The following is a 26,626-nucleotide window of genomic DNA, read 5'->3' as shown; positions in this document are numbered from 1 at the left end:
AAGCATAAACAAAACCAATATAATGTAGTGATGATGATTAAAATCATGAATTGCGAGAGCTGCTTTGCGTAATTTTATATCAAACCTCACGCAATGAAAAATATTCTGCTTTTAACCGATTTTTCCGATTCTGCAAAAAATGCAATTGATTATGCACTGAGATTCTTCAAAAATGAAAAGTGTACCTTTCATGTGCTTTATGTTCAGGATTCAACGGTATATACTACAGATGATATCGTGTCTCAGGCATCAACAAGTTTATACGACTCGTTAATCAATAAAAATCGCATAAAACTAATTGAATATGTGGCAGAATTGGAATCAGAATTTGAAACTCAAAATTTCAGTTTTCAGATAATGGTGGACTTCGATTCTATAATTGGATCGATCAAACAGAGCATTACTCATAAAAATATTGACCTCATTGTTATGGGGACGAATGGCGTAACTGGTGCTAAGGAAGTTGTTTTTGGAAGTAATACGCTTAATGTTATCAGGAGAGTTGCGTGTACCACGTTGATTGTTCCAGAAGCGTATACCTATCAAGAGCCAAAAGAAATCCTATTGGCGTTAGATTCATCAGATAAAATAAAAGGCCAGCCTATAGTAGATTTCTTTAAATTTATAACCGCTCACAAGTTGAAAACGCACATTTTAAGATGTAATCCTAAAGTACAAGATCCTCACGCTGATGAAGCTGATCGAAGAGAAATAGGGGGATTCATGAAAGACGCATCTTTTACATATCATATGATCAAAGAAGCGCCTATGGAGCATGCTGTTGCGACGTATTTGCAAACAAATGCTATAGACATTCTGGGCCTTATTAAAAAGGATGAGACTTTTGTGGAGCGTCTATTTATGGGGTCTACCACTACTGAAATTAGCAAGCATACACATTTCCCGATGTTGATTTTTCACGCATAGCAAGACTTGTTAAAAGTGGATTTTGGATAAGAAAGTGCTTTTTTTAGAGCTTATTGAATCTATTTGATGAGACCTTGTAAGTATTCCATCATTTCAGATTTGAACTGCGCTGTCTGTGTTAAAAAAGTGACCACTTCCAACTCAGTGTCATGATATGCTCTTAAGAAATAATCATCACAAGAAACTTCATCGCACTCTACTTTTAGTTGCACCTCATTGTATTGCTTTTGAACCTCTTGAGTCAGTTTTGTAGCCACCGTCATAAATTCATCAATTTGCTGTTTCCATAACTCCAATTCCTCAAAAAGGTTGGGTGTTTTAGCATCAAAAATATGTGAACTCAGCACGTGTTTAAAAAAATCGAACTCTTCCGCTAATAGTGATAATCGCGAATCGTAAAATGCCAAGTTAAACTGCAGCTCTTCAGTGCTCTTGTCAGTATATGCGTATTTATGGATTTTATGTTTTTTCATGGGTTCTCTTTTTAAATGATTAAATCTTTTACTTCATTCAACTTAGGGATGCTCACATTCCAATTGAATGTATCTTTTATTTTGACCCGTAATGCATCAGCGGCAGCTGGCTCGCCATGGATGAGGAATACGTTTTCTGGAACATTCGTGATGTTGCCCATCCAATGTAAAAGTCCGCTTTGGTCCGCATGGGCAGATAGACTTTCGAGATGTTTAATGGAAGCTTTCACCGGGTAGTATTTTCCGCCAAACTTAATCTCATGAGCGCCATCAAATAACTGTCGTCCGCGAGTGCCTTCAGCTTGATAGCCCACTAATAAAACAGTGGTCGACTTCTCATCAATGAGTTGTTGTAAATAGGTGAGGACTCTTCCGCCGGTCACCATTCCGCTGCCCGCAATAATTATTTTTGAGCGTTTATCATCAATCGTTTCCCAGGTTTCTTTGTACGATTCTATAATGTTTGCGTGGTTAGACATGGCATTAAATTCTGATTCTGATAATTTATGCCATTTCGGAAACCGATTAAAAACGTCCAACACATTATTGCCCATTGGGCTATCAACAAAAACGGGAATATTAGGGATTTTATTATTTTGATATAATTTCCACAAGATAAACATCAGTACTTGAAGACGTTCTACAGCAAAACTTGGGATGATAAGATTTCCTTTCTTTTGAAGGGTTTCCAAGATGATGTCGCTCAATAAAGTCTCTACATCTTCTTTTGGATGGAGTTTGTTGCCATAAGTGCTTTCAATAAATAGATAATCTGCCCTTTCAGGACGTTTTGGATCTTCCAATAAGTAATCATTACGCCTGCCAATATCTCCTGAAAACACGAACCGTTTGGAATTGATATCGAGTTCAATAAAAGTCGCACCAATGATGTGGCCATTAAATTGAAAACGATATGTAATGTGCTCAGAAAGTGTAATCCATTCGTCTTCCTTTTCAGCTTGAAATTGAAGAATTGTTTTTTCTGCTTCATCAATAGTATAAAAAGGCAAAGCAGGGTTATGTTTGGTGTATTGCTCTTCGTTTGCACGACCAGCATCTTCTTCATGAATTTTAGCGCTGTCTCGTAAAATAATTTCAGCGATAGCCAATGTTGGAGCCGTTCCGATAATTTTTCCCTGAAACCCTTGTTTCACTAACCGTGGTAAATACCCAACATGGTCTAAATGCCCGTGGGTGAGAAGCACAACATCTATCGAAGCCACATCTATAGGGAGATTGACCCAATTAAGTTCACGCAGCTCTTTTAATCCTTGAAACATACCGCAATCTATCAGAATATTTTTCTCGGAGGTTTCGATGAAAAATTTTGAACCTGTAACAACGCTAGAGGCGCCTAAAAAAGTAACTTTTGCATGTGCATCCATAATTTTAGAGTTTACAGAGGAGTTTAATCTCGTTCTTTATTTTTGATTTGCGCGTTTCTGAAATTCCAAGATGGTCCAAGAAGAACACATCGTCTAACAAATCTCTACACAGTACAACATCTCTACTCAGTAAGAATTGTTTTTCGCGATTGGTTAATAAGGTTGACGCTGTTATTGGATATAATCCCAATCGATCTATTCGATCTCTTAATCCGTCCTCCTTTGGATGGTCCCAACTCAATAAATATAAGCCTGTACAGTTCCCATATTGTAAGGCGTCTGCGGTAAAACGCGTATTCGTAACCACCCAGCCTGCCTCTAATGTGGTGTCGTGCGGTTTGGATTCCCAATGGGTTTTAATATCTATAAATCGTGAGGCTATATATAAAGGGATTTTTACGTTGCAATTGCGTCCTTCTTCACTATGGAATTTACATTCTATAAACGTGGTCTTGCCGTTTTTTAAGGCCACAACATCTATTTCATGGGTTACACAATGGCCTTGCACAATTTTGCTGACCTGCGTGTCGTAACCTGAGTATTTTAAAATAGCACTGATGTAACGTTCAAATGGATAACCGGTAGGTCCCAACTCATAAATCGCTTTTTTTAGTTTATATTTTGATGCGAAATGGCTCCCACTTTTTTTGAGTAAGGCAAAAGCTCTGTTATAAATTTCCTTAGTTGAAATGCCATCGTATAATTCGTCCTGAACTTTAGCAATTATTTTAGTTACGGTGGCTGTATCCGCGCCCGATTTCGCTAATGATGCACGTAGATTGTTGGTTGAAAACTTTACCCTTTCACCAGACGATTTAATAATGTCAAAATTAGTATCCATATTTTCTATTGAAATTGTATTTTAAATCGTGTTGACAGGAAAATTGCTCTGATTTCAGCCGCTACGATATCATTTTTAAGTACTCAAATCGTGCATGACCAAAATAGGGACTCTTGAGTCATAGGCGATACCTTTTACCAAAGGTTGGTTGATGATGCTTGAAAAAAAGGAATGCTTTTTATTAATAAAAGCAACCATATCACTTTCTCTACTTTCAATAAAACAATTAATAGCAACTGGTACGGAGATGTTTTTTAAAAAATGGAAGGAATGATTCACATCATCAAAGTAATTTTCCAATTGTTCTTTCTTGGACAATTGTTTAGCGCTCAATTCATTCTCTACCATAATATGCAATACTTTTATGGAAGCTTGACAACTTTTGGCGATATCAGTAAGGTATTTTAAACTACTTCCTTTAAATGGTGTCTTGTAGCTTGTCGGAAATACAATCTCTTTTGGAAGGACTATTTTCGCTAATTGTGGGACCACGATTACCGGACAATTTCTGATTTTTTCCATCACGTTTAAAGCGTTGCTGCCATAAATTTTACTACGAGAATTGGTTTCACCTCGCGTGCCCATAACAATTAGCTCAATATCCTTATCCTCAACAACGGTTTTAATGGCTTCTAAAGGATGATTACACATGGATATGGTTTGAAAACTATGCTTCAGATTTCCTTTTTCACTGAAGATTAATTCGTTCATCACCTTATCCAAATTTTCTAAAGATTCAGCTTTAGAAACTTCATAGAATCCATTGCCTGGCTCCATGTTCATAAGGCTTTCGATATTGTTGGAATCAATAAAAAACACATTCAGAAGATAAAAAATGCATGCCTCATCCTTGTAAAGTTCTATGGCATAGTTAATGGCTTGTGTGGCATTAACTGAAAAGTCTGTGGGTAATAATATTCTTCGTTTCATGTGTTCTTTGTTTTATCTGGTGAAACTAAATGTGTTTTTTATTGATAGATATTCTTAATTAGTCACTGGGAATAATTAAGAATGGAATGATGGGTTGGTAACCAATGTTTTTGATGATTGGTTCTTTGGTCAAATTCTCTATAATGCTGTGTTTGTAATTGAACATAGCCAGAATATCGATGTTTAAATCTTTTATAAAATCGTTAATGATCTCAGATTTTGTAGCGTAGGCTGGCATCCAATGGAAACTGTGTTTGCTGTCTTTAAAAAAGTCCTTAAGAAAATCTAAGTTTTTCTCTTGTGCTCTACTTAACGATTTTTCAATATTAATATGGAGAATATTGATATGGGCGTCATGCATTGTCGCAAAACCCTGTAAGTCTTTAAGCATTTTAATATCGTAAGGACGATTAAAATTGGTTGGGAACGCAATGTTCTTAGGTGCTACAAACGATTTATTGTCAGGTACAGCAAGTATTGGACAGTCTTTTACATTTTGAATGGTTTTTACAGTATTGCTTCCAAAGAAAAATTTATCGATTCCTGTAGCGCCTTTGGTTCCCATGACCACCATGTCAATGTTATACTTTTTGATACTGTCTTTAATAGCAAATACCAATTCATCACTACTCATGATAACTTCAAAAGTGTGCTGTGTGTTCTTGTTTTCTTCTTCAGCTTTAGCTTTCAGTTCCACTAAATCCTTTTGAGAAACTTCTTTTAAAGTGGCAATAAAATGACTGGTAATAAATGTTCTTGATTGTGCATTTGAGTAATAATAGGAATTCAGAAAATAGAAGGTGCACGCTTCATTTGCATAAAATTTTAAAGCATAGTTTAACGCACTTAAAGCGTTTTCTGAAAAATCAGTAGGTATTAAAATAGACCTTTTCATGTTGTTATAGTTTGTGTTTTAAGTTGTGAAGGCATAACCAAAAAAGGAACTGTTAGGTGGAATCCAATTTGGTTAACCGTCGATTTAAATAATATGTTTTCGAAAAATGATTTTTTGTTGTTGATCATCACCAACATATCAATTGCGTTTTTATCCTGAAAGTTGATGATGCCATCCATCACATGATCACCTTGAACCTCATGAATTTCATAGTTTTCTTGTGATAGTAACTGTTGAAGTGCCGCTTTGTTTTTAAGTTGAACTTCAGACAACACAGAGGTCAAAACATGAAGAATTTCAATTTTAGAATTCTGCGCTTTCGCTAGTGCCAATAGTGATGAAAATTGATCTTTTTGAAATGTGATGCCATAATCCGTAGGCAATAAAATGGCAGTGGGTGTTTTATATTCAAACCCTTCAGGAATTGCCAAAACCGGACATTTTACATTATTGATTACTTGAACCGTGTGAGATCCAAAAAGCACTTCTTTAGCGCCAGTGGCTCCTGTGGTCCCCATCACAATCATGTGTATGGTGTGCGTATCCATAAAATCTTTGATTCCTGAAATCAAGAAGTCAAACCTGGCCATTTCTTGTATGTCATGATTAGGATTTTTTCCAAACGTTTCATAAATACGCTGCTTTAAAGTCTCTAATTGCTGTTGTGATGTATTTCTAATGGTGTCTTCAATCCCGAATTGCGCAGGATATCCCAACACATACTCTACATGATAAATTACTGGTGTATAGGTGTTCAGTAGATAAAATGTACAGACGTCATTTTTGAAAAGATTCATGGCGTAACGGATGGCATTCCATGAATTCTCAGAAAAATCAGTAGGGAGGAGTATGTTTTTCATAATAGTTGTTTTATAAACTCTACACGTCTCTTTTTATATTTTGCATTGCTAAGAATGGTACTTTTAAATCCATGCTCAATTTGTCAAAACGAGAAGGGTACAACATCGATTCTAGAAATGATTCTCTCGTATTGACCATCACAAGCATGTCTATAGGGTGATCTTTTACATAGTGTTCAATTGCTGTTACGACATCTTTACTATCTAGCGTTTTGAAGTTGATTTCGGTTTTGCACAAGACTTCTTTTAAGAAAAGCTGATTGTCTTCCTGTCTGAGGGAGAGTTTCTCACTTTTTGAAATATAAACCACATCAATGACTGAGCGGTAAGGAGCTACCATGTCGCAAAACAATTTCAGTTCTCTTCTTTTATAAGGAATTAGGTAATTTGTTGGAAATAGGACATGTTTAGGTTGCGTGTAGGTTTGGTTCTCCGGAATAGCCAAAACAGGACATTGTACGTATTTTAAAACTTGTAAGGTCTGGCTTCCAAAAGTGATTTTTCTGTCATTACTCATACCACGGGTTCCCATGACAATGAGATCAATATTCTTTTCATCCACAATTTTATCGGCTTCATCAATAAGAATATTATTGGCAGAAATGGTATGATAATTATGACGTGGATTGGGGGAAAACTCATTAATTTCTTTCAAAATGTGGTCTAATTCCTCAGCAGATTTCTCTGCTATCCTTTTAGTAACATCAGCAATATTTTCTCGTGTAGGTGTTTCTTTGTGAATGTCATCTTGGTAGGCATGCATAATGTAGAAGTCGTACTTTTCATATTTGAAAAATTCGAGTGCATATTTGACGGCATTCATTGAAATGTCTGAAAAATCTGTTGGAATTAATATACTTCTCATGGCTTCCTGTGTATTAGTCTGTTAAAGTTAATCACCAATTAAGTCAAAACCTATGATAATTATCAGATAATGAGTATGTAAGCTAAAATAAGGAGTTGGATTTTAGTGTAGGACCAAAAACGGGACATCAGTATGGTAACTGATATTTTTAATTTTAGAGTGGAATAAAATATGCTGAAAATAGTTCAAGTTTTTCGCCACCATGGTAATCATATCGATATCCCGGCTTTCTACAAAACACTGTACCGCGTCTTCAACTTTGTTGTTGGTCAGGAAATGAAAACTATGATCAAGATTACTAAAATAGTCTTCCAGAAGTTCTTTGTTTTTTATTTGATCACTATTCAAAACCGCATCCTTTTTACTGATATTCAAAATACGAATAGCGGCTCCATGCTTTTCAATAATATTGACTACAGGTTGCAAGATGTTAATGTTGTAAAGCATGGAAAAATCAGTAGGGAAGGCCACCTCTTTTAACTCTTTGTAAGTAGCGTTTTCAGGAACAACTAAGGCATTGCAATGGACTTTAGTAATAACATCTCCAGTGTTGCTGCCTACAATAATTTTTTTAAGACCTGTAGCGCCTTTGGTTCCCATAACAATCAAACTGATGTTCTTCTCGCTGACTTGTTGCCTGATGGACTCAATTAGGAAATTAGTATCTGTAATAGCATAAAACTTATGCTTTTTGTTGGTCGTTATTTTAGTGGAAAAATGGGTGAGGAGATCTCTTAACCGGGCCTTTGCAGTTTGGGTGTACACATCATTAATCTGTAAACTCGATACAAGGTACGGGGAATCACTAAACCCTATATCGCTCGGTTTTACAACGTGCAATAAATAAAAATTACATGCGGAATCTTTAAACAAATTCAACGCATATGTAATAGCGTTCAATGAGTTTTCAGAAAAATCCGTTGGCAATAATATATTTTTCATTTGTTCAGTCTTCGTGAAACAAATGTAAAGGGCATTGCCGCCTTAAAAAATGATAAAAGTCATGTTTGACTTTGAAGACCTCCTAACTTATGGTTTTAAGTTTTTCAATATCTAAAATTCTGATATTTCTACCTTCAATTTCTAAAATCCCTTCCTTTTTAAAAGAAGACATGGTTCTAATTAATGTTTCCGTAGCAATACCAGCCACACTAGCCAAATCGTTTCTTGAGATTCTGATAGCCTCGTCAGGTTTCTTGTTCAGTTTTTCGGCAAATTTTAGAATGGTAGTAGCCGTTTTTTTATGAACAGAACTGTAAGCCATCTGTAAGAGTTGATCTTTGGTGCCTTTTAAATCTTCCGTCAGTAAATCGATCAATTCCAAAGTGACCTGATGGTTCGTATTGAGAATTCCTTTAAGGATATGTTTAGAAACACCAACAAGTTCGGATTTTTGGATCGCCGTTGCGGTTTCTTGGTAAGGCGTGTTTTCTGTAAACGATGTGTAGCCAAATAAATCATCTTCTTTATGCAAGGCTGTCGTCAATTCTTTCCCTTGCTCATCTAATTTATGACATTTTACAAGGCCTTTGTTGATTAAATAAATAGTGTTGGCATGGTGGCCTTCTTCATAAATATTTTCGCCTTCGGCAACAATTAAGGTTTCACCATTGTCATCAAAAAAGTTTTTAAGGTCATTTAAAGTCCTTAATTCGGTATGGTTTTCGTCAACCGTGTCTTTTTGGGATTCTCTTATTATAGCAACTTTAGAGAGCCTACTTTCAATGGCGCTAATAAGTTCCTCTTCACTAAATGGTTTGGTAATATAGTCGTCTGCACCCAAATTCATTCCTCTTCTTACATCGTGGCGTTCAGTTTTTGCAGATAAATAAATAAAGGGAATGTGCTTCGTGTTTGCATCATTAGACAGCGCTTCCAATACCGCATAACCGTCCATTTCTGGCATCATAATGTCACAAACTATAAGATCGGGAAGGTGTTCCTTGGCAAGATGCATCCCAATTTTTCCATTGGGAGCGGTCATCACCTGAAAATCTGAAAGTTCTAATAACTCTGCTGTATTTTCTCTTAAAACGGTATCATCTTCTATTAGTAATAATCTTTTCATTAGTGTGCATTATTTGGTAATGTAAATTCAAAAACACTGCCTTCGTGTTCTATACTTGTAAATTTTATGGTGCCTCCTAAATTTTCGAGATGGCTTTTAACAATATTCAGTCCAATGCCTGTACCCTGAATGTTTAATACATTTTCAGCTCTGAAATAACGGTTAAATATATTCTTTTGCTCTGAATCTGGGATACCAATACCATGGTCACTTATTTTGAACCTTGTGGTATTGTGGTCTTGGGTGATTTTGATATCGATATTAGTATGTTCTGGAGAGTATTTAATGGCATTATGAACAATGTTGGACAATGATAACTCTAAAACTTTTTCATCTTGATGTAGTGATAGGTCATCAATATTTTCAGGGTAATTGATTTTCTGCCCGTCCTTTAAAAGCATATTCGCATTGTAAATAACCTCATTGAGTACCTTACTTAATTTAAACGTTTTAAACGAGTAGTTTACTTTTCCGGTTTCCAAACGTTCTACGGAAAGGAAATCATTCAGGATGTTGTTGAGGTAATGAACTTTATTGATGATGGTATTGAGATGTTTATCCCTTTTTTCTTGTTGCTCTGCCAGCTTATATTTTCCTAACAACACTGTAGATGTTAAAATACCACTTAAAGGTGTTTTAAATTCATGAGACACCAAGGAGAGGAATTTCGTCTTTAGTTCATTAAGCTCTATTTCTTTTTTAAGAGCCATTTTAGTTTTTTCCTCTGCTTTAATCCGGCGTTTATTTTCAATATCTAGCTCAGTGTTTGCAATTTTAAGCTCTTCGACAATTTGATTCAACGTTTTGGTACGTTCTTCAACTTTTTTCTCTAACCTTTCATTAAGTTCTAAGATTTGCTTTTCCTGTTTTTTTCGATCGCTAATGTCAATGATAAGTGACATGACATATGTTTTATCAAAAATTTCAAAAGGATTCAGTCCAGCTTCTACAGGAAAAATAGTTCCATCTTTTCTTTTGCCATAAATATCACGGCCTTTTCCCATTTGTCTTCGTTCCTGCTTTTCCATAAACTTATTAAAATGCCCACCGTGGTTGGCATGATATTGTTGAGGAATCAAAGTGTTAAGGGGTTGTCCTACAAGTTCTTCTCTTGAGTATCCGAAAATTGTTTCAGCGGAAGTGTTGATCTCCACAATAGTTTGGTTTTCATCGACTATGATGACACCTTCAGAAACTGCCCCTAAAAGGGTTTTAAATACTTTTTGTTGATCTCGTTCGAACATGAATTTTAGCGAAAAATTAGAATTGATAAAAATACAAAATTTAAGGATAATTACGTGGGAATCCCATTATATCTACTCATTTGTGAACGATCGGTAATGGTCACCGAAGTCTTTTTTTTAAACGATATCCCTTAATAAGGTAGTGCGGTTTTTAAATACGTTACTAAATCAGCTTCTATGAGGGATGTCATGTTATTGTCCCATAATTAGCGATATTTTTATAGGTAAACATTTAGAAACCACATTATGAAATACGCATATATAATTCTTCTGATTTTTTTATTTTCAAGTTGTAAGATCGACAATCCGAAAGTTGAGCTTCAGGATATTGAAAAATCTGAAGAAGCGTTACCACTTCCAAAAGACAGTGTTCAGGCAAACGAAAAAGATATAAAGGACTTGGGAAAGTCGCTTTCTATCGAATTTAAGCAGAAAGAACTCATTGAGAAGAAAGATCAAAGATCTGCCTATCAAAAATTGATCATTGATAAAAGATATGTTGAAGAACATAAGGATTACAAAATCAACTTTAAGTATCCGTTACTGAACGAATCATTGAAACGGACTCACGTAAATTTCAACAATTTTATCACCAATTACTATGTCAATATCAAGACTACAATATCTGAAATCAAAATAAATAAAATGTTATGTGATAGTGTTACAGCGGCAAATTTTAGGGAAGAACGGTTTATAGATTATAAAATTTATGTAGTGAATGATCAGCTGGTCAGTGTCCTATTCTACAAAGAAAACTTTTATTCAGGCGCAATGCACCCCAGCTATTCTTTTGATGCTTTTAACTTTGATTTGAATAGAGGTGTCTTTATGAACTTTGAAGATTTTTTTAATCAAGGATCAGAAGAAGAAGTATTGAACATTTTAAACAGAAAGATCACAAGTAATATTCAAGATTCTAATATGTATTATGATTGTTGGGAAGTCTCATCATCCGACTTTTTTGCCAGTAAGAACAATTTTGTAATTAATGATGATGTGGTCGAATTCTATTTTGATGATTGTGTGATGTGTCCTTCCCATACCGGTTCCTATTCCATAGAACTGCCACTTGTAGAGTTGCTATCAGTCTTGAAAAAGTCAAATTCCAATCCGCTGGTTTTTAATGTAAAAAGCGACAGAAATTAAATTGTTAAGCGTCACAGGTACATGGCTTTCAATAGAATACCGTCGCAATATTTAAAGTCGAAAGCTTTAATTGTGTACGGATAATAATTTCTTTAATTATCGTGTAAATTATTTATGTAGAGAAAACACAAGAGTTAATTGTTACTTTTATATTTTTGAAACGTGGCCGATTCGGAGCCCATTGCTCAAAATAATAATCTAAATAACAATTAAAACACTACTTGCATATGGTCCTAATGGCATTGTTTTCGATGCTTTATTTATAGGCAACAGGTAGCATGTTTGTACTCCATAAATTATGAAAACGTACAAAGTCAATAAGGTTGATGTCAATCATATGAGTATCAATGGGAGGGTAGATCATCCGTTGTGGGAGAACGCTGTTGTGTTAACCGATTTTTCATCGCCGTGGCATTTTGAATCTGTCGGCGATATTGAATTCCGTGCGCTTCATGATGGCGAAACACTCTTTGTGTCCTATATAGTAAGCGACAGTCACCTGCATATTGACAGTTCTGATAATTCCAAAAAGAGTGTCGATAATTCTGATAGAGTAGAACTGTTTTTAAGGTCGGATAAATATCTAGATCCTTATTATTGTCTTGAAATTGATCCGCTGGCAAGAGTTCAGGATTTTATGGCACGACCAAATAGGCAATTCGATTTTACATGGGATTGGCCGAAAGATGCCATCGATATTAAATCTCATATGACTGAAGATTATTTCTGTGTGGAAGTGGCGCTCAGTATGAAAACTTTAAAGGAGTTTAAGCTGATTCAAGGCGATGCAACTATAGAAGCAGGCATTTATCGCGCAAAATATAACCAACAGAAAAACGGCGAATTTGAACCTACGTGGATCACGTGGGTAGATCCGCAAACTGAAACTCCCGAATTTCATACGGCCTCATCCTTCGGGAAACTGCAACTTGAAAACTATTAGGGTCTTAAAAAAGGCGTCACATTCTCTGAGTTGATAATATCAATAGGCAATAGAAACTTTTCAGGAATTTGCTTGTCAAATACCAAATGCTCAATTAAATATTTTAAGCCTAAATAAGCTTGTTGTCGCGGATTCTGATGAATTAGGAAATCTATAGTACCAGAATTTAGGTAATTGACATTTTGGGAAATTAAATCATAACCCACCAGTTTAATGTGGGTTTTATGTTCCGCTTCCAATAAACGGGCAACATGATAAGCTTTTGAATTGGTGACAAAGATCCCCTCCAAATTAGGATGAGCATTTAAAAAGTCGCGTAATTTATCTTCAGTTTCAACATATTTAATCTTGCATTTTAAAATAGAGGACTCGAATCCTTCTAAATCGGCATAATAACTTTTAAATCCTTTTTCCTTTTCCTGCATGTGCACCGCATTCTTATATTTCTCATCAATATGAATGATGGCCATATCACCATTCTTACTAATACTGTGAAGCAATTTGGCGGCAATTCTACCACTCTGATAAAGATCTTGACCTATAAAACTTGCGGAAGACGAAGTAATTTGGTTGTTAAAAGTTCCTACTTGTATGTTTAAAGATTGGTAGTGTTGTAGGACGCTTGTCGCTTCTTTGTAAAATAAAGGCACCATCAAAATGACATCAGGCGAGGTTTCTAACATGTGTTCATTTCGAATAAGAAAATCGGCCGTATCCGTCGGATCGTATAAAAAAGTATTTATTCGCACGTCAAAAGCACTAAACTCCGCTAACGCACTATTAATACCATCTATACAAACGGCCCAATAGGCATCTATTTCCGGGTCAGGAATCAACACACCAATGTTAAATATTTTATTGTTTTTTAAATTCCGTGCAAGCAAATTGGGCTGATAATTAATCTCCTCAAGCAGCGCTCTCACCTTCTGTTCTACGTCTTTCGCGACATTGCCCCTGTTATGGATGACCCTATCAACAGTTCCTTTTGATACGCCTGCCAATTGGGCAATATCTTTAATGGTGTATTTTTTCATGATTGACATTTGTATAGCACGCAATAGATGTTTATATTCGCATTACTGTGTTCGAGCACAATTTATGAAAATTCCTTTGATATTTAAAACTCAAACCTTAGGTTTGTGTAATATCAGCAATTTTATTGAAATGGATTTCAATATTTTAAAGTTGATGCTCAACCAATTAATTCAAGAGTAAAAAATTAAATACATGGTAGAAACAAACAAACCGACATTGGTCATTTTGGCTGCAGGAATGGGGAGTAGGTACGGTGGTTTAAAACAAATGGATGCCTTTACACCACAAGGGGATACCATCATTGATTTTTCGTTATATGATGCCCTTCAAGCTGGGTTTGGCAAATTTGTCTTTATCATAAGAAAAAGTTTTGAAAAAGAATTCAGAGAAAGAATAGATAAGAAACTGGAAGGTAAAGCTGAAGTGGCTTACGTGTATCAAGAATTTGATAGTGTTCCAGAAAAATATATTGATCCAAACAGGACCAAACCTTGGGGTACAGGTCATGCGCTTTTAATGGCTAAAGAGGCCGTAAATGAAAATTTCGCCATTATTAACGCCGACGATTTTTATGGGAGAGAAGCATTTGAAGTTATGGCAAAGTCCTTATCTGAAAAAAATAAGGATTCTTATGATTTTAATATGATGGCGTATCTGCTCAAAAACACAGTGTCAGATCATGGACATGTGGCTAGGGGAGAATGTGATGTTGATGAAAACGGATATTTGATTGATGTTACTGAACGTACGCATATTGAGAAAATTGATGGAGAACTTCAGAGAAAAGATGAAAACGGTAAGTTTATTCCTATCGATGGCGATACAATTGTGTCTATGAATTTTTGGGGTTTTACACCAAAATGTTTCGAGTTTGGCGGCGAGTTGTTTGATGCATTTTTAAAAGTCAACAAGAACAATCCAAAAGCTGAATTTTTTATACCCTACGTCGTCAATGAAATTTTAAGATCAGACATTGCAAGTGTAGAAGTCCTTAAATCGGATGCACAGTGGTTTGGTGTCACTTATAAAGAAGATAAAGCAATTGTAGAGGCTGCCATAGGGAAACTGAAGGCGCAAGGCGTATATCCAGAAAAACTATGGTAAGATGATGACAGAGAGATTAAAATTTATTTTCGGACAATTTGAGCACGACGCTGAGTTTGATACTTACAAAGAATTGGCTTCTGGTCATATCAATGATACCTATTTGATAAAAACCAAAAAGAAGCCTTATTTCGTCTTGCAACGCATCAATCACGGGGTTTTTAAAGATGTTCCGGGACTTATCGAAAATAAAATGCTCATTAGTAAACATATTAAGGAGAAGCTAAGTCACTTATCACCTAAAAAACAAAACAGACGAATTCTGAGTTTTTATACCACAAAAACTGGGGATTCCTATTATAGAGGTGATGAAGGAAATTATTGGAACCTCATGCATTTTATTGATAAAAGTGTCACGCATGAGGCTGTTTCTAACGAAAGTATAGCTTACGAAGGAGGCCGATTATTAGGTCAATTTTTAACCTTGACGAGCGATTTTGACGCTTCCAAGTTGACCGAAGTGATTCCTAAATTCCATGATATGTCTTTTAGATATTGGGAATTTGAAGAGGCGAAGCGTTTGGCATCAAGTGAGCGATTGGAAACTGCCAAACCTTATATAGAGTTGGTGGAAAATGCTAAAGAGGAAATGCATATTCTTCAGAATTTAAAAGAAACTGGAGATATTAAAGTGCGTGTCACACATAATGATACTAAAATATCCAATGTGTTATTTAACAAGCGCGATAAAGGGCTTTGTCTGATTGATACAGATACGGTAATGCCAGGAATTGTGCATTATGATTTTGGTGATGCTATTAGAACCATCTGTAATACTGCCGCAGAAGACGAAACCAACCTCGATTTGGTAGAATTTAATGTGGATTATTACAATGCATTTAGAGAAGGATTTCTAAAGAAAATGAATTCGTCCTTAACGCCAACCGAATTGAAATATTTGCCGTTGGGAGCGAAGACAATGATTTTTATAATTGGGTTACGCTTTTTAACAGATTATCTCAATGGAGATGTCTATTTCAAAACGAAATACCCAGAACACAATTTGGATCGCGCCAAAAACCAATTCAAACTGTTACAGAGTTTGAGTGAAAAATTAGGTGTTTGATCTTACAATTATTTATTGACCAATAGACTATAATATAAATACGCTTACTAAATTAAAAACCAAAACTAACTAAGTCACTAACCAAAATCTTGTCAATATGAGTACAACAACGAAAAATAATTTTGTCCCAATCGTCATCATCGGTGGACTCTTCGCCATTTTTGGTTTTGTAACATGGATCAATGGAGCGTTAATTCCCTTCATGAAAACCATTAACGAACTTACTGAGGCCCAATCCTATTTAGTGGCTACGGCGTCCTATATTTCTTTCGTAGTGATGGCATTACCAGCCTCATACATTATCAATAAAGTAGGCTATAAAAATGGTATTTCCTTAGGTTTGGCAATTATGGCTGTTGGTGCTTTGGTGTTTATCCCTGCGGCTGATGCCCGTACGTATTGGTTGTTTTTAGTCGCTATTTTTATTCAAGGTATCGGAATGACCATCTGTCAAACCGCTGCCAATCCGTACATCACTATTTTGGGCCCAATTGAAAGTGGCGCAAAACGTATGGCTATGATGGGAATTGCAAATAAAGTTGCAGGTGCTCTTGGGTCTGTGATTTTTGGTGCCTTGTTATTATCTGGTATTGACGAAGTAAACGAAAAATTAGGAAGCGTTTCTGACGATGAAAAATCGGTTCTTTTAGATACTATGGCCGATAGTGTCCACACACCATACATTGTAATGGCGGTGGTCCTCTTTGTTTTCGCATTTTTAATCAGAAAAGCGGCCTTGCCTAATGTTGAAGCAGCGGTAGAAGATGAAGTGACAACAGGCGGATCTACTCAAAAAAGTATATTTCAGTACCCTCAATTATGGTTGGGTGTTATAGCTTTATTTGTGTACGTTGGAGCTGAGGTTATTGCTGGAGATACCATCATTGCTTATGGGATATCATTAGGAATTCCTGCTACGGAAGCTAAATTCTTTACCACGTATACGCTTATGGCTATGGTAGCCACTTACGCTTTAGGGGTATTCTTAATTCCAAAATACATCTCACAAAAGAACGCTCTTGTTTGGAGTGCCATATTAGGAATCATTTTTAGTGTGTTGATTTTATCAACCTCAGGATTCACATCAGTATTATTTGTGGCTGCTTTAGGAATTGCAAACGCTTTAGTTTGGCCAGCAGTTTGGCCTTTAACTTTAGATGGTTTAGGAAAACATACAAAAACGGCTTCGGCATTATTGATTATGGCAATTTCTGGTGGTGCTATCATTCCACCATTATACGGACGCATGGTAGATGCAAATAAACATGAATTGGTTGCTACTGGTATCCAGGAAGCTGAGGCATTGTCTACAGCGTCAACAAGTAGCTATTGGATTTTGATTCCATGTTATTTCATCATTTTATTCTTTGCTCTTTGGGGTCATAAAATTAAAAGTTGGACTAAATAATTAAAATGGATTTATAAACGCGGGAGGATTTTTAAATGAAGGAGCACAAAACATATAAATGGGGAATGATTGGTTGCGGGAGCGTTGCTGAAGTAAAGAGCGGTCCGGCATATCAAAAGACTGATGGTTTTGAGCTTTTTGCGGTGATGGGAAGAACTCTTTCTAAAGCTGAAGATTATGCAAAAAGACATGGCGTGCCTCATTTTTATGATGATGCCGATGCGTTGATAAATCACCCAGAAATTGATGCCGTTTATATTGCGACACCTCCAGATACGCATGAATACTATGCTTTAAAAGTAGCAGAAGCGGGTAAAGTATGCTGTATTGAAAAACCGATGGCACCAAGTTACGAGGCCTGTGAACGGATTAATGCGGCATTTTCAGATAAAGATGTACCACTGTTTGTCGCTTATTATAGAAGGTCATTACCTAGATTCTTGAAAGTAAAAGAATGGATAGATCAAGAGAAAATTGGCGGAATCCGTCACATCCATTGGCAGTTTAGTAAACCTGCTAATGAACTTGATTTGTCTAAAGCATATAATTGGCGCACCGATGCTACAATCGCTCCAGGTGGCTACTTTGATGATTTGGCCTCCCACGGATTGGATTTATTTATATTTCTATTGGGCGATATAAATAGAGCAGAAGGAACGGCAGAAAATAAATTGGGATTGTATTCGGCAAAGGATTTTGTAACAGGTAAATGGAGCCATGAATCCGGAATTACGGGATATGGAACTTGGAATTTTGGAGCGGATAAACGCGAGGATATCGTTAAGGTTTATGGAAATAAGGGGAATATTACCTTTTCAGTATTTGGAGAATATCCTATCGTTTTAGAGCGTGATGATGAAAGGGAAAGCTTAACCATCGCCCATCCAAAACATATCCAATTGCATCATGTTCAAAACATAAAATCACACTTGGTTGGAGATGTTTTGCATCCTTCAACCGGGAAAACAGCAGCCAACGCAAGTTGGGTTATGGAACAAATTTTACAAAACAATATTAAAGTCATTAATAATTAAATAAATAGCCATGTTAAAAAGCACAATCGATAAAGCGACTGGTTTCGAAAAAAGGTTTGAAAACATTAACACCAAAGTGTATGAAGATTCCCATGCGGCTTCTAAAGCCATTGCTAAGGAAATAGCGAAACTAATTAAAGTGAAGCAATCTCAAAAGCAACCTTGCGTGTTGGGATTGGCTACAGGCTCTTCACCAAAAGGTTTGTATGCGGAATTGGTGCGTTTGCATAAAGAAGAAGGATTAAGCTTTAAGAATGTTGTGACTTTTAATTTGGATGAATATTATCCAATGGAGCCAGACTCGGTGAATAGCTATGTACGATTTATGAAAACCTTGCTATTTGATCAGATAGATATTCTTCCAGAAAACTGTCATATTCCTGATGGAACATTAGCTAAGGCAGATATTGCGGATTACTGTAGCCGTTATGAAGCGAAAATTGAGGCATTAGGTGGCATCGATTTACAGATTTTAGGTATTGGTGGTAATGGACATATCGGTTTTAACGAATCTGGATCATTACAAAACTCTAAAACACGCTTGGTCGCTTTAGATCATATTACAAGAGTGGCGGCTAGTAAAGATTTTGCTGGATTAGTCAACACACCAAAAACGGCTATTACTTTAGGTGTGAAGAAAATAATGGAAGCAAAGCGTGTCATCCTTATGGCTTGGGGTGAAGCTAAATCGGCTATTATTAGAGCTTCAGTAGAAGGACAGGTCACTAACCAAGTTCCTGCGTCTTTCTTACAAGAGCACAACAATGCAACGTTTGTGTTGGATAAAGGTGCCGCTTCAAAATTAACACGTATCAACACGCCTTGGTTGGTTGAAAAAGTTACTTGGACGGACAAGCTTATTAGAAAAGCGGTAACCGGATTGGCGCTTCATCTTAATAAACCAATCCTTATGCTTACAGAAGCAGATTATATTGAAAATGGGATGAGCGATTTATTGGCCGATTATGGTAATGGGTACGATATCAACATTAAAATTTTTAATGACCTACAGCATACCATTACGGGATGGCCAGGAGGAAAACCTAATGCAGACGATTCTAAGCGTCCAGAGCGTGCGGAACCAGCTAAAAAACGCGTATTGATTTTTAGTCCGCATCCAGATGATGATATCATCAGTATGGGAGGAACGTTTAAGAGGTTACACGAGCAAGGTCATGATGTACATGTGGCTTACCAAACTTCAGGGAATATTGCCGTTGCAGATGAAGAGGCGCTGAGATTTGCAAATTTCGTGATTGATTACAATGAGAAATTTGGAATCAACAGCGATGCAACTGCGAAGATTTACGCAAAAATGCTTAAAGCACTAAAAGAGAAAAAACCTAGTGAAATTGATATTCCTGAAACACGTTACATCAAGGGTTTAATCAGAAAAGGTGAGGCAAGGGCTACAAGTCATTTTGTGGGCTTGACGGATAAACAAATCCATTTTATGGAAATGCCTTTCTATGAAACAGGAACCATTGATAAAAAACCATTAGGGGAAGAAGATATTCAATTAACGGTAGATTTAATTGAAAGCATTAAACCACATCAAATCTATGCTGCTGGCGATTTAGCCGATCCACACGGAACGCATAAAGTATGTCTAGATGCGGTATTTGAAGCTGTAAGAAGACTAAAGGATAAGCCGTTTATGAAAGATTGTCGTGTATGGCTTTACAGAGGTGCATGGCAAGAGTGGAATGTTGACGAAATAGAAATGGCTGTACCAATGAGCCCTGAGCAGGTATTGGAAAAACGTCATGGAATTTTCAAGCACCAATCTCAAAAAGATGGTGTTGTGTTCCAAGGATCAGATTCTAGAGAGTTCTGGCAGCGTGCTGAAGACAGAAATAAGGAAACTGCAGAGATTTATGATCGTTTAGGTCTATCACATTATGCAGCAATGGAAGCCTTTGTAAGATGGCACTTTTAATTTTTTAATAAATGATTTATGATGGAAGTAACGATGAAAACCTTGTCAAAAATGAGCGGATATTCCGTGTCAACGGTATCTAAGGCGTTACGTGACAAGAAAGATATTAGTTTAAAAACGAGACGAATTATTAAAGAATTGGCAGAAAGCTGTGACTTTGTTCCAAATAACTCTGCCATTGCACTGAGATCTCAAAAGAGTAATACGATTGCGGTGATTGTCCCACATATTGATTCAAAGATTTATGGCAGTATGTTAAATAGCATACAACATATAGCGTTTGATCAGGGTTACCGTGTGGTTGTGCAACAGTATCTCGATGGCGAGGATGGTGCGTTTGATAGTTTGAAAAGTTTGAGAAATGGAGGGATTGATGGCATTATTCTCATTGGAACTTCTGATAAATTGGATGCTATTAAAAAGGATGCTGCGGAGCATTTCTTGCCAACTATCATAAATAAGATTGAAAATACAGAATTACAAGCCGACGATTATAAACAGTTCGGAAAGAAAATAATCCTTTCCCTAATGTCAAAAATAGAAGCAGAGAGTGCAGGAAAAGCGGCATTTGGTATCAGTTAAATTCAGAGGATCAACGCAATTTAATTAAGCCAAGGTTAAGTTAATGAAGAAGAAGCTATGAAAGTTTTAATGGAACATGAACAGGATTTTAGGGATGAAGAAGCTCATAATTGGGATTTCCAATTGTCGTTTTCATGTTCTGAGAAGTATGATCAATTTGTGAATTGGTTGTCCTACGAGTTTTATTTCTTTCAACAAGATCAAGATCGCCTATTTACTATCTATTTTCCAAACGGAAAAGTGCAGGTAGAAAAGGAAGAACATCATGATAGAACACTTCTTTCCAAAGTCACTATTGAAAGTAAATGTCAAAAGATAGGCTTAAAAATGAAAAAGAAGGTTTCGGAATTTCTTCATCATATAGAAAAGTATCATAAACTCAGCCAATAATAGAGTGCATTTTGTTAATCCGCAAAGTGGAAAACCCTGTGAACATCTTGTTTATGGGGTTTTTGTTTTTTGATGAAGTACCAATTATTGACAGCGAAGAATCATCTGTTCCTAATGCTCTTAAGTAAAGATGAATTGATAAGCTTTTAAACGCTTAGCGCTCTAAAAAGAGTTCGGAAAGCACTGGTGTATGGTCTGAAAAATCCGCATCGTTCAAATACGTATTGGCTACCTTAAATTGATTGGTCGCATAAATATAGTCAATCCGGAATGGTAATATACCAGCCCAGTAACGTGTTGCACCCATTCCGTTTCCTCCCTCTAGCCATGCGTCTGTAAGCGATTTTCGAAGCTCAGTGTGCACCGGAAGTTGACTTGTAGAATTGAAGTCGCCCGCAATAATCGTTGGGTCTTTAAAACCATTGACCAAACCTCTAATCTTGTTAATTTGTTTATTCTGTATTTTGGCCTGATACACATATCTTCTCAAGAGGGTTTTTAAGGTGAGCACATCACCTTTCAGTAAGTTTTTGGCGGCTTTTTCTACTTGTGAGTCGGTCACTTTTGGCGGTGATATATGAACGCCCATTAAATTTACAGTTTGACCTGAACTGTGTTTTATTTCCGCAAATACAGATTTCCATGACGGAGGAAGATCCGTAATTTTTTTGTTGATTAACGTCCAAGACGATCTATTTAAAAGCACAATTGCTAAGCCGCCTCTGGCACCATTATAATAACTGGTCCATTGAAAATCGTCAGAAGACAAGTTTAATTTACTTGCAAGTTGCTGAGTTTGTAGTTTGCTAATTTCTTGAAGCATCACAACATCTACCTTATGTGATTCCATTTCTGATATCAACTTTGTCATATTTGTGGTCGAATTATGAGCCTCGGAGAGTGCACCTAATCGCTGTAGGTTCCATGTCATTACCTTTAATTCAATAGCATCCTGTGTTGGGGCTTCTTTGAAAGATATCCAATGGTGCGTATATCTTATTGCGGATATCAAAACAATCAAGGATAATAAGAGCATATTTTTTTTAGAGCGTTTGATACTAAATATCAAAAGATAAAAAATGAAAATAATGAGCGTCAGTAGTGGAATTAAAGCCACCAACAACGCAAAAACTTCATGAAATCTTACCAATAATGATTCCGTTAGAATGAGAATTAGCCAAATGGTAATTGGAAAGAATAGGAGGATTTCTTTTGTAAAGAGCTTAAGTTTTGTCAATGTTTCTTGGGGTGATGTTTTTTATTGATAACTGATTTATGAGCTTATATTTAGAAATGAATTATTCCCCTTTCAATAGTCGGCTCCCTTTTTCATAAAAAGCGTCCCTTTGATATTCTGGCACCAATAAACCACCTGTAGCCCACACAATATGAGTGGCATTTTTCAAGTTGAGGCGATGTGTTTTGGCGTATTCTGAAGCTTGGATGCGTTGTGGCCCTATGAAGCCTGCAGTGGCTGAAGGTTCTAAAAAGATATTTTCCGCATCTTTTAATTGTACTAATAGTTTAAATAGCTCATCATCTTCAACGGTCAAAATGCCACTTATGAAATGTTTGCTGATTTTTGTGGCGAAATTAGAAGGCCGTCCCACCGCCAGTCCATCTGCTTCTGTGTGATTGTCCAAGCCAATATCTTGTACGCTAATCTTGCTCATCTCACCAGTAATCAAACCGGTTAAAACGCCAGGGCTATGTATGGGCTCTATAAAGAAACAATGGACATGATCTCCATATAGTTGCTTTAACCCAAATGCGATGCCGCCAGGAGAGCCGCCTACGCCGCAAGGGGAGTACACAAACAACGGATGATCCGCATCCACGGTAATATTCTGGGCTTTTAATTGCTCGGCAATCCTAAGCGCACCACTCGTGTAGCCGATAAATAAATCTTCGGAATCTTCATCATCAACAAAATGTGCATTCGGGTCCGTCAATGTTTGTTGGCGTCCAGCTAAAATAGCTTCACTAAAATCGCCTTCAAATTCAACAACAATAACACCTTTTTCGCGCAACAGCTCTTTTTTCCATTGTTTGGCATCAGCTGAAACGTAAACAGTGACTTCAAACCCTAAGGTGGCACTCATGATGCCAATACTAAGTCCGAGATTTCCCGTAGAGGCCACGCCGATTTTATGCCTACCAAAAAACTCGCGGAATTCAGGAGACAACAACTTACTGTAATCCTCATCCTTTTTCAAAAGTCCTGCGTCGAGCGCTAATGTCTCCGCATATTTGATGATTTCAAAAAAACCACCACGAGCTTTAATTGAGCCTGCAATTGGGAGTTCGTTATCACATTTTAAAAACAATCGCCCTTCAAAGTTTCCGTGACTGCTTTCCAAAGCAGATTTCATATTCGGAATTTCTCTGAGGGGCGATTCTAAAATGCCGTGGCTTTCAATAGTCTCTGGAAAAGCTTTTACAAAAAACGGTGCAAAACGCATCCATAACTGTTCAGCGTCCTCCATGTCTTTCAGACCTAGGGAGAATTTAGGGGCGCTTATAAAAGGTTGTAACTCGGGATTTATCCAAGTCACAACCTTTGCATCTATAATATCCTGAAGGATGGGAGCTCTTTTGATAAAAGCAGCTATTTCTTTTTTGGAATACATGGGATCAATTATTTAAATTATTACACTTTTTAAATGGCAATTTTATCCTTCGATAAGCATAAGTACACTTAAGATTAATTTAGCCTCATGAATTCCAAATTCAATAGTTTAGAGGTTATTAGGATTATTCCGCTCTATGAAATTCCAAGTCCTGGAAATCATAACTGAAATCCGTCAGTGGCGAAATCGGACTCATCATAAAACCAACCGCTTTCCCTTGAGTGTCTAAATTAAAATTCACAAAAGCATCCGCTTTTAATGCGGCGTCATTCCAACGCACTACGTAGGTTGTTCCTTTGTAAAAGGTCATCGTTCCAGTTAAATCTGACGATTTTTCAGATTTAAAATGAAGTGTGCCGTTTTGGTTCGTTATGGCAACATTGCCAAACCAATTGTCCTTATACGTCCCAACATAATCTGAAAGATTCGGTTTTGGAGCTTTACTTTTAAGTTGTGCGGCAATATCTTTTTCTAATTCAGAAACAATACGTTCCTCATCTTTTTCACCCGCCAATCGGCGTTCATTGTATTGTTTAATGCGGTCTTGGTTTTTGATACCGAAATAACCATCCTTAATAGAATTGGTGATCGCGCTAAATGCCGCACCGCTTTGTTGGTTGGTCAGAACGATTATTCCTAAATCTAATTCAGGAATCATGGTGACTTGGCTCACGATTCCTAACAGTCCTCCCGTGTGGGTCACTTGAAAATAGCCATTCACATCGCTCAAAAACCATCCTAAACCATAGGCGGAAAAATGAGTATTATAAGGGCCTTTGCCACTTCTAATTAAGGTTTGTGGCGTCCACATTTCTCTATGAGCTTTGGTGCTAAAAAGACTGTCGGTCAATTTTTCGCCATATTTTCCATCATTCAATTGGGCTTGTACCCACGTACTCATATCGTTGATAGAGGCATAAATACCGGCTGCAGGTGTAGAGATTTGCGTAAAGGTATCAGTTGTCAATTCTAAAGTGCCATTAACTGGCGCATGACCGTCAATTCTATTTGGATCCGCTTTTATTTCAGGAATCGACAATAAGGAACGTTCCATTTTTAACGGTTTGAAGAAGTGATCGGAGATATAATCATCAAAGGATTGTCCTGAAATTCTTGAAACAATTTCACCAGCTACAATATATAATAAGTTGTCATAATCAAACTGACTGCGGAAGGAGGATACCGGTTTTAAATAACGAAGATTGTGAATCATCTCGTCTTTAGTGGTCGTATTTGAAGCAGGAAACACCATCAAGTCGCCCGCACCAAGACCTAAGCCGCTACGGTGGGTTACAAGATCGCGCACTGTGAATTCGCGAGTCACGTAGGCATCATAAAGTTGAAACTCAGGAATAACGTCTATTACTTTGGTATCCCAAGTCAGTTCGCCACGATCAATAAGTTGCGCTAAGGCTGAGGTTGTAAACGCTTTGGTATTGGATGCAACTCCAAAAAGCGTGTGCTCATTTACTGGGGCCTTTGTTTTTACCGAACGTACGCCATAGGTGTTTTTATGATAAATTTTGCCATCTTTTAAGACTGCGACAGCTATTCCGGGAACGTCAAACGTTTGCATTGTTTTTTGGACTACACTGTCAATTTGTGTCCCGCTTAATGCTTGGGCATTTATAGATAAATTAATTGAAACGAACAGAGCTCCAAAAAGAAGCGATTTTAAAGTTGTTGATGTCATGAAAAGTGTTTTAAAATGGAACTTGAAAGATATTAATTTTTTTACTTCTTCTATTGAAATTAAAGCGCCTTCATCCTTGATAAATGTTATGTGTTGGATTGTAAACCCTTCAATCAATACTTTTTTTGCACTTTAGTATCCATTTTGAGCCAAATGTGTTATTTTCATCGCGATGAAATTACATTTAATAGATAGGAGTACTACTACGGCTACCATTTCCGTGCGTAAGAATAGTTATGCTAATTTTTTAAAAATTTGGCATTACCATCCTGAACTCGAATTGGTCACCGTGCTTAAAAGTAAAGGCACCCGATTTATCGGCGATAGCATTAAGAAGTTCCAGCCTAAAGATGTGGTGCTGATTGGGAAGAATCTGCCGCACATGTGGCTGAATGACCCCAAATATTTTCAAGACGACAAAACGTTAATTGCCGAAGCCATTTCTATTCATTTTAAGGAGGATTTTTTAGGGGAAAGGTTTCTGCAATTAACAGAAATGAAACCGATTGTGGAGTTATTTAAAAAAGCGGAGCAGGGCATTCTATTTAAAAATCTACCCAAAGCCCTGCGGCAAGCCATCATCAACTTAAATGATGAAACTGATTTTAATAAAACCCATCAATTTATTGGCATCTTACATCAGTTGGCATTACATGAGGATTTTAAACTTTTGGCAAGTGCTGGCTATGTGGCCTCCTTAAAACTTGAAGAACCAAAACTGTCCAACAAAGTCATCGCTTATATTTTTAAGAACTTTAATACCGATATGGATCTAGCGACTGTGGCGGAACTCGTCAATATGAATCCTTCAGCGTTCAGTCGATCCTTTAAGCGCGTCCATCGTAAAACATTTTCAAAATATGTTAATGAAATCAGGATTGGATACGCGTGCAAACTTCTTATGGAAAACGAGCTCAATGTGGCTGCTATCGCTTACGAGTCAGGGTTTAATAATTTGTCGAATTTCAATCGCCAATTTAAAATCATAAAAAATATGTCGCCTTCTGCATATTTAAAAAAGCATAGTAATTTCACTGCTGATACTATTTAAATATACTAAGTGCAAAAAAAGTATCAGTTAGGGTTGAATAATGAGTTGAATTGATGCAATTCATACTATAGATTTGTAAGGTTATGAAATGAGTCGTCGTTATCGATGCGCCATATT

At 36.7% G+C, this 26,626-nt stretch carries 25 protein-coding genes; 11 read left to right on the top strand and 14 right to left on the bottom strand.

The window, feature by feature from the left end:
- The first annotated feature begins 93 nt into the window (after positions 1-93).
- Entirely contained in the window at positions 94-927 is an 834-nt protein-coding gene (locus tag Q0947_RS10535) for a universal stress protein (RefSeq protein ID WP_299396920.1), read from the top strand.
- A 59-nt stretch (positions 928-986) separates the two neighbouring features.
- Here the strand turns inward: Q0947_RS10535 and Q0947_RS10530 are convergent, their stop codons facing one another.
- The 10 genes from Q0947_RS10530 to Q0947_RS10485 all read right to left on the bottom strand — a co-directional run bounded on the left by Q0947_RS10530 (position 987) and on the right by Q0947_RS10485 (position 10,488).
- Positions 987-1,400, bottom strand: a complete 414-nt coding sequence (locus Q0947_RS10530; protein WP_299396917.1) for a hypothetical protein — start codon at positions 1,398-1,400, stop codon at positions 987-989.
- Between the two features lie 11 nt (positions 1,401-1,411).
- A complete protein-coding gene (locus Q0947_RS10525) occupies positions 1,412-2,785 on the bottom strand; it encodes an MBL fold metallo-hydrolase (RefSeq protein ID WP_299396914.1) in 1,374 nt (457 codons plus the stop codon).
- A gap of 4 nt (positions 2,786-2,789) precedes the next feature.
- Positions 2,790-3,626 carry an ATP cone domain-containing protein gene (locus Q0947_RS10520; RefSeq protein ID WP_299396912.1) on the bottom strand — a complete coding sequence of 279 codons (837 nt, stop codon included), beginning with the start codon at positions 3,624-3,626 and terminating at the stop codon, positions 2,790-2,792.
- Between the two features lie 75 nt (positions 3,627-3,701).
- The gene (locus Q0947_RS10515; protein ID WP_299396910.1) at positions 3,702-4,556 is read right to left on the bottom strand and encodes a universal stress protein; all 855 of its coding nucleotides are present in this window, start codon (positions 4,554-4,556) and stop codon (positions 3,702-3,704) included.
- A gap of 58 nt (positions 4,557-4,614) precedes the next feature.
- Positions 4,615-5,451 (bottom strand): universal stress protein, encoded by an 837-nt coding sequence (locus Q0947_RS10510; protein ID WP_299396908.1) that lies wholly within the window; start codon positions 5,449-5,451, stop codon positions 4,615-4,617.
- A complete protein-coding gene (locus tag Q0947_RS10505; protein ID WP_299396905.1) occupies positions 5,448-6,311 on the bottom strand; it encodes a universal stress protein in 864 nt (287 codons plus the stop codon). Before Q0947_RS10505 ends, Q0947_RS10510 begins: the two co-directional genes overlap by 4 nt.
- Positions 6,312-6,330: 19 nt before the next feature.
- Positions 6,331-7,176, bottom strand: a complete 846-nt coding sequence (locus Q0947_RS10500; protein WP_299396902.1) for a universal stress protein — start codon at positions 7,174-7,176, stop codon at positions 6,331-6,333.
- A gap of 102 nt (positions 7,177-7,278) precedes the next feature.
- The gene (locus tag Q0947_RS10495; RefSeq protein ID WP_299396900.1) at positions 7,279-8,118 is read right to left on the bottom strand and encodes a universal stress protein; all 840 of its coding nucleotides are present in this window, start codon (positions 8,116-8,118) and stop codon (positions 7,279-7,281) included.
- 82 nt (positions 8,119-8,200) lie between these two features.
- Positions 8,201-9,244: a response regulator gene (locus Q0947_RS10490; RefSeq protein WP_299396897.1), complete on the bottom strand. Its 1,044-nt coding sequence runs from the start codon at positions 9,242-9,244 to the stop codon at positions 8,201-8,203.
- On the bottom strand, positions 9,244-10,488 hold the full coding sequence (locus Q0947_RS10485; RefSeq protein WP_299396895.1) for a PAS domain S-box protein: 1,245 nt from the start codon (positions 10,486-10,488) through the stop codon (positions 9,244-9,246). Before Q0947_RS10485 ends, Q0947_RS10490 begins: the two co-directional genes overlap by 1 nt.
- A 246-nt stretch (positions 10,489-10,734) precedes the next feature.
- Here Q0947_RS10485 and Q0947_RS10480 point away from each other — a divergent pair, with 246 nt between their 5' ends.
- Together Q0947_RS10480 and Q0947_RS10475 are read left to right on the top strand one after the other, a co-directional pair.
- The gene (locus Q0947_RS10480; RefSeq protein ID WP_299396892.1) at positions 10,735-11,634 is read left to right on the top strand and encodes a DUF3298 domain-containing protein; all 900 of its coding nucleotides are present in this window, start codon (positions 10,735-10,737) and stop codon (positions 11,632-11,634) included.
- A gap of 298 nt (positions 11,635-11,932) precedes the next feature.
- Positions 11,933-12,577: a sugar-binding protein gene (locus Q0947_RS10475; RefSeq protein WP_299396890.1), complete on the top strand. Its 645-nt coding sequence runs from the start codon at positions 11,933-11,935 to the stop codon at positions 12,575-12,577.
- On the opposite strand, the gene Q0947_RS10470 is transcribed toward Q0947_RS10475, so the two are convergent.
- Positions 12,574-13,611, bottom strand: a complete 1,038-nt coding sequence (locus Q0947_RS10470) for a substrate-binding domain-containing protein (protein WP_299396887.1) — start codon at positions 13,609-13,611, stop codon at positions 12,574-12,576. The genes Q0947_RS10475 and Q0947_RS10470 overlap by 4 nt on opposite strands.
- A gap of 193 nt (positions 13,612-13,804) precedes the next feature.
- Between Q0947_RS10470 and Q0947_RS10465 the strand changes: the two genes are divergently transcribed.
- The 7 genes from Q0947_RS10465 to Q0947_RS10435 all read left to right on the top strand — a co-directional run bounded on the left by Q0947_RS10465 (position 13,805) and on the right by Q0947_RS10435 (position 21,135).
- Positions 13,805-14,716 (top strand): sugar phosphate nucleotidyltransferase, encoded by a 912-nt coding sequence (locus Q0947_RS10465; RefSeq protein ID WP_299396884.1) that lies wholly within the window; start codon positions 13,805-13,807, stop codon positions 14,714-14,716.
- Between the two features lies 1 nt (position 14,717).
- Complete coding sequence (locus tag Q0947_RS10460; protein ID WP_299396881.1) at positions 14,718-15,782, top strand: aminoglycoside phosphotransferase family protein; 1,065 nt, start codon at positions 14,718-14,720, stop codon at positions 15,780-15,782.
- A 97-nt stretch (positions 15,783-15,879) separates the two neighbouring features.
- Entirely contained in the window at positions 15,880-17,190 is a 1,311-nt protein-coding gene (locus tag Q0947_RS10455) for a sugar MFS transporter (protein ID WP_299396878.1), read from the top strand.
- Between the two features lie 35 nt (positions 17,191-17,225).
- On the top strand, positions 17,226-18,224 hold the full coding sequence (locus Q0947_RS10450) for a Gfo/Idh/MocA family oxidoreductase (protein WP_299396875.1): 999 nt from the start codon (positions 17,226-17,228) through the stop codon (positions 18,222-18,224).
- Positions 18,225-18,234: 10 nt separating this feature from the next.
- Positions 18,235-20,163, top strand: coding sequence for a glucosamine-6-phosphate deaminase (nagB, locus tag Q0947_RS10445; protein WP_299396872.1), 1,929 nt, complete (start codon positions 18,235-18,237; stop codon positions 20,161-20,163).
- An 18-nt stretch (positions 20,164-20,181) separates the two neighbouring features.
- Positions 20,182-20,745: a LacI family DNA-binding transcriptional regulator gene (locus Q0947_RS10440; RefSeq protein WP_299396869.1), complete on the top strand. Its 564-nt coding sequence runs from the start codon at positions 20,182-20,184 to the stop codon at positions 20,743-20,745.
- Positions 20,746-20,802: 57 nt separating this feature from the next.
- Positions 20,803-21,135 carry a hypothetical protein gene (locus tag Q0947_RS10435; protein ID WP_299396867.1) on the top strand — a complete coding sequence of 111 codons (333 nt, stop codon included), beginning with the start codon at positions 20,803-20,805 and terminating at the stop codon, positions 21,133-21,135.
- Between the two features lie 154 nt (positions 21,136-21,289).
- On the opposite strand, the gene Q0947_RS10430 is transcribed toward Q0947_RS10435, so the two are convergent.
- The 3 genes from Q0947_RS10430 to Q0947_RS10420 form a co-directional block, all read right to left on the bottom strand.
- A complete protein-coding gene (locus Q0947_RS10430) occupies positions 21,290-22,171 on the bottom strand; it encodes an endonuclease/exonuclease/phosphatase family protein (protein WP_299396864.1) in 882 nt (293 codons plus the stop codon).
- A 262-nt stretch (positions 22,172-22,433) separates the two neighbouring features.
- Entirely contained in the window at positions 22,434-23,765 is a 1,332-nt protein-coding gene (locus tag Q0947_RS10425) for a D-serine ammonia-lyase (protein WP_299396862.1), read from the bottom strand.
- Positions 23,766-23,889: 124 nt separating this feature from the next.
- The gene (locus Q0947_RS10420) at positions 23,890-25,458 is read right to left on the bottom strand and encodes a serine hydrolase (protein ID WP_299396859.1); all 1,569 of its coding nucleotides are present in this window, start codon (positions 25,456-25,458) and stop codon (positions 23,890-23,892) included.
- Between the two features lie 172 nt (positions 25,459-25,630).
- Here Q0947_RS10420 and Q0947_RS10415 point away from each other — a divergent pair, with 172 nt between their 5' ends.
- Positions 25,631-26,509: an AraC family transcriptional regulator gene (locus Q0947_RS10415; protein ID WP_299396856.1), complete on the top strand. Its 879-nt coding sequence runs from the start codon at positions 25,631-25,633 to the stop codon at positions 26,507-26,509.
- Positions 26,510-26,626 lie beyond the last annotated feature (117 nt).

Origin of the sequence: uncultured Gelidibacter sp., from assembly GCF_947500795.1 — a bacterium.
Classification (GTDB): Bacteria; Bacteroidota; Bacteroidia; order Flavobacteriales; family Flavobacteriaceae; genus Gelidibacter.
The sequence above is the reverse complement of the archived record's forward strand: the minus strand, read 5'-3'. Positions and strand labels throughout refer to the sequence as shown.